General features: G+C 55.2%; 5 protein-coding genes. 4 read left to right on the plus strand and 1 reads right to left on the minus strand.

Going from position 1 to position 4,219, the window contains the following annotated elements:
- Positions 1 to 440 (plus strand): hypothetical protein (locus ACF8AM_RS10740; RefSeq protein WP_392555637.1); only part of this gene is annotated, 440 nt, incomplete at its 5' end.
- Between the two features lie 220 nt (positions 441 to 660).
- Positions 661 to 939, plus strand: a complete 279-nt coding sequence (locus ACF8AM_RS10745; protein ID WP_392555638.1) for a hypothetical protein — start codon at positions 661 to 663, stop codon at positions 937 to 939.
- A gap of 473 nt (positions 940 to 1,412) precedes the next feature.
- On the opposite strand, the gene ACF8AM_RS10750 is transcribed toward ACF8AM_RS10745, so the two are convergent.
- The gene (locus ACF8AM_RS10750; protein WP_392555639.1) at positions 1,413 to 3,299 is read right to left on the minus strand and encodes an alpha-amylase family glycosyl hydrolase; all 1,887 of its coding nucleotides are present in this window, start codon (positions 3,297 to 3,299) and stop codon (positions 1,413 to 1,415) included.
- A gap of 255 nt (positions 3,300 to 3,554) precedes the next feature.
- On the opposite strand from ACF8AM_RS10750, the gene ACF8AM_RS10755 reads away from it, so the two are divergent.
- Positions 3,555 to 3,797, plus strand: coding sequence for a hypothetical protein (locus tag ACF8AM_RS10755; protein ID WP_392555640.1), 243 nt, complete (start codon positions 3,555 to 3,557; stop codon positions 3,795 to 3,797).
- 133 nt (positions 3,798 to 3,930) lie between these two features.
- On the plus strand, positions 3,931 to 4,219 hold a 289-nt coding region (locus ACF8AM_RS10760), incomplete at its 3' end, for a sigma factor (RefSeq protein WP_392555641.1).

Consider the following 4,219-nt stretch of genomic DNA (forward strand, 5'->3'; position numbering starts at 1 on the left):
AGATCTCGATTGGAGACAAAGACGAGACGTTCCTCACAGACGACTATGACGTTGCCGGCCATCTGCCTGGGTGGTACCTGAGAGTTGCGTCTCATTCCCGCGGCACTGCGATCGGCGAAGACACATACCTATGCAATGTCGTTGATGTTGTTTATGAGCGGTGTCTAAACGAAGGAGCCAGCGACCCAGATTTTGAAAATGCGTGGAATGACTTTATCGGAGATTGGAATGTTGCGGATCCCTATCCGAGCACCCCGCCTGCCACGATCTTTCCTATCGCCTATTCCCCCGAGTACACGGACATTGACAATCTAATCGATTCGCTCCGTGGCATCGGCGTAGCGTCAGGTTTCGACCCTCACGCATGTGATGGCGCTGGCGTGCCTGGAACGAGCGAGGTCACACTAACCCGGCCATTCTCCGGGTGCACCTGCGACTAGCCCCAGAACGAACGCGGGGCAGCACGTGTGAAAGAGGAAACATTTTTGCGAACGCGATCACCGAGTTGGTCGGGAAGATCATCCCGACGGAGATCGTGGGGTTTGAGTCCTAAGCTGCACCGGGGGCCGGTCGACAACCGCGACGGACCACAATTGGATGCCGCTTCCACAGACGCACACTTTTTGAACCAGAACATAGGTTTTTGCACGGAACGAATTCATGGCCAGAAAACCCAATCGAAAGAAGCTGCCAGCAAATCACGTATTCGAGCGAATGGGCTGGATTCATGAACTGGAAGTCATGGAAGCGTTTGGCTACTCATGGGCAACGTGGGAACGCTGTTACCGAACGGAGATCCCCGGCAGGACGACGCCAACAGGACGATGGTATCGCGAAAGCACACTCGACAAATGGTTCGCGGACAACGAATCCGGCCGCCAAGGCTGCAACCGCGATCACGCAATCACCGGCCAAGCTCACGCTGGAAGAGTTTGTTAGCAGCAGCTAACGTGCAGAATTCTGCACAAATCGCGGACTACAACCGCTACAACCATTGGCGGTTTTTCGGGGGTATTCTCGACTCTTGTAGATGCTGCAAACGCAGGAAAACGCCGTGTTTTACGGTGTTTTGAGACACACCCTCGCAGATTAGAAGTCCGTTGCTCTATCCAGCTGAGCTATGGGCGCGAAGGGCTTGTTCGTCGGGGCGATCCCCTGTTTGGCTTGGTGAAGGATACCTTCGAACGATCGGCCAATGCGACGAAACGATCAGCAGTCTTGGTCAAGTTGCGACTGCCGAGCACGGCTCGATGGTGTGTTCGAGCAGTGCGGCGACAGTCTATCGGCGCCCCTCATTTTGGGCAACGTCCGCGTTTTCGTGCTTCTGTGAACGCGATTTCGCAGCAGGCGAGGGACAAAGAAAATGAGGAAACGCGGCGGCGCCGAAATTCAGAACGATCGCCCCGTCGGGTTCAGCGGGTGTAGACCAGAACTGCGTAAGCGCCAAACGACACATCGGCACGAGCTGGCAAACCATCGTAGGGCTGGTCGGTTGCATCGACATGTTCGACTGGATGATCATCAAAGTCTTGATCGTAACCGGTCCAGTCGGTGTTCAGCTTCAATTGCCAATCGCCCGACTCGGGAAAACCGATTTCGTATCGATCCCAAGAACGATTGGCGAAGTTGGCCAGCACGACGACGTCGTCTTGAGGATCCTCAGCCCGCCGCACGAACGCGACAACCTTGTCATTTTCATTGACGTGATGCATCACGATGTGCTGGCCCGTCAATCCTTTGGACAAACCGTCTTTGTTCAAACGCAGGTGAATGAGATCACGGAACAGGCGTTTGATCCCTCGAAGGCGGCGAGTCCGTTCCCACTCGAGCGGATCCGTGTCCTCGAACCAATCGTCTTCCAACATCTCTTGGCCTTGAAACAACATCGGAACTCCTGGTGCTGTCAGTGCCAAAGCCGCTGCCAGGATCGTCCGTTTTTTCGCAAACCGACTTTCAGGATCCTCGGCGTCGATCTCGCTGGGAACGCGAGACTTGCCGTTGGCGACTTCATCATGCGACTCGCTGTAGATCACTCGCTGGAAAGCGTCCCCGTTGTATCGATGGCACAAGGCGTCTCGCACCGCCCACATGTCTCGATGAGCATCATCGATTTCTTGCACGGCCGATCGGATCGGATGGACAAACGCCGCGTCCCACTGGGTTGTGAAGCCGGCACCGCCTTGGTCTTCCGTCTTGGTCAACCAGTTGTTGGTCTGCAAGTCTTCCGCGATCAAGTAGCAGCCCGGAAACTCGTTCCGTAAATCGCGATTGATCCACTGCATCAATCCCCAGCCTTCCGCGATGTCGTCGTCCCCGATACCGGAGATCGTGCGAATGTAGGCGGTCATGTCATAACGCAAGCCATCGGCATGGTATTCCCGCATCCACATCATCGCGTTGTCGTGGATGAACTGACGAACTTCACCGCGACCGTAGTCGGGGCGGGTGTCGCCCCAAGGCGTGTTGGACCGGTGGTCTTGATAGAAGTAGATGCCGCCCTTGTCGTTCTCGCTCCAACCATCGAACTGCCACAAATCTAGATCGCTGGGACCAAAGTGGTTGTAAACCACGTCGATGATCACCGCAAAGCCAGCTTCATGTGCCGCGTCGACAAACGCTTTCAACGCGTCCGGACCACCATAAGCCTGTTCGACTGCAAAGATGTGCGCTGGGTTGTAGCCCCACGATAAATCCCCGGCGAACTCGGCGATCGGCATGATCTGAATCGCATTGATGCCGAGCTCTTTCAGGTGCTTGAACTTCGCTACCGCATCGGAGAACGTTCCCGGTTGATCGGGATCGTCTCGATGAAACGTTCCGATGTGCATCTCGTAGATCACCAACTCGTTCTGAGCCGGTCGATCAAAGGTTCGATGCTTCCAATCGAATGTGTCTGCGTAGACGACCGCGTTTCCGATGGAATTGGTGACCTCGCGGGCGTACGGGTCGATGCGATCAAAGGACTTGTCGTCTCGGATGATTCGATATTTGTATTCGTCACCCGCTTTGGCATCGGCAACGTTGACATACCACGTGCCGTGCTCTTCTCGCTTCAGCGGCGTGGCGTCTTCTTTCCATTGGTTGAACGTGCCCAGCACACTCACGCTGTCTGCGTTGGGTGCCCAGACTCGGAACGCAACTCCCTCGTCATGAACGATGGCCCCCATTCCCGACTTGGTGACTCGCGACTGTTCAGTCGCATTCTCTTCCATTCCGTCCAACAACGCAGTCTGTCCCATCTCACGCCTTTCAATGACGATCAAACGCTGAGCAACTGTCCGGTGCAGCGAATCAACCATCGCACGACTCAACCGGAGCCAATTCTCTCAAGCCGGACCGAAGAAGGCAATTCTTGTGCCACGGCGTTTGAGGGGGTTCACTTCCCTGCAGCAAAGCTGATCGCATTGGCCATTTTCGATGCAGGTATGGCACGTGCAATGCTTTGAGAAATTAGAAGTGACAGTTCGTTGTCACTTCGCAAACAAAACTGATTCGAAATCGGCCATCCAGATAGCCACTGTTGGCCGAAAAACCACTCAACCCAGAGATGTCTCATGCGTGCACTCATTTTCGTTTTCGCAATCGTTCTGTTGATGGCAGTTGTTGGTTGGTTGCGGTTCACATCGGACGATGGGGACCCATCCGTTCGAGTCGACACGGACAAAATGAAGCAGGACACATCGTCCCTTGTCGAGACAACCAAAGAAGCCGCTGACGGCGCCGCCAACGCAATCGACCGTGCGGCAGGAAACATCGACGCCAGCATCGATCGCGAACCCGTTGAGACCAATCCGTAGGCGGGTATTCTCGGAGACAATTGGCTGCGATGAGGTTTCAAACCGACGGACGATCTCGCGTTGAAACACGCGCCTGGATTATGATCAACGCTTTGCCCCGTGACACCGGAAAGCATGGCAAGTCCCGCCGCCGATGAACTCCGCCCAAGCAGTTTCCAACCAAATCGATCGCATCTACCGAACCGAGTCGAGAAAAGTTTTCGCGACACTGGTTCGGGTTTTGGGCGATTTTGATGTGGCCGAAGAAGCCATGCACGATGCTTTTGCCGCTGCCATGGAGAACTGGGCTCGCAATGGGATCCCGGACAATCCAACCGCCTGGTTGATCTCGACCGGCCGTTTCAAAGCAGTCGATCGGATTCGCCGACGTCGACGCTTCGATGATTTGCAATCGGAACTGGTGCAGCGAATCGACCAAATCG

Origin of the sequence: Rhodopirellula sp. JB055, assembly GCF_043100905.1 — a bacterium.
Lineage (GTDB): Bacteria > Planctomycetota > Planctomycetia > Pirellulales > Pirellulaceae > Rhodopirellula.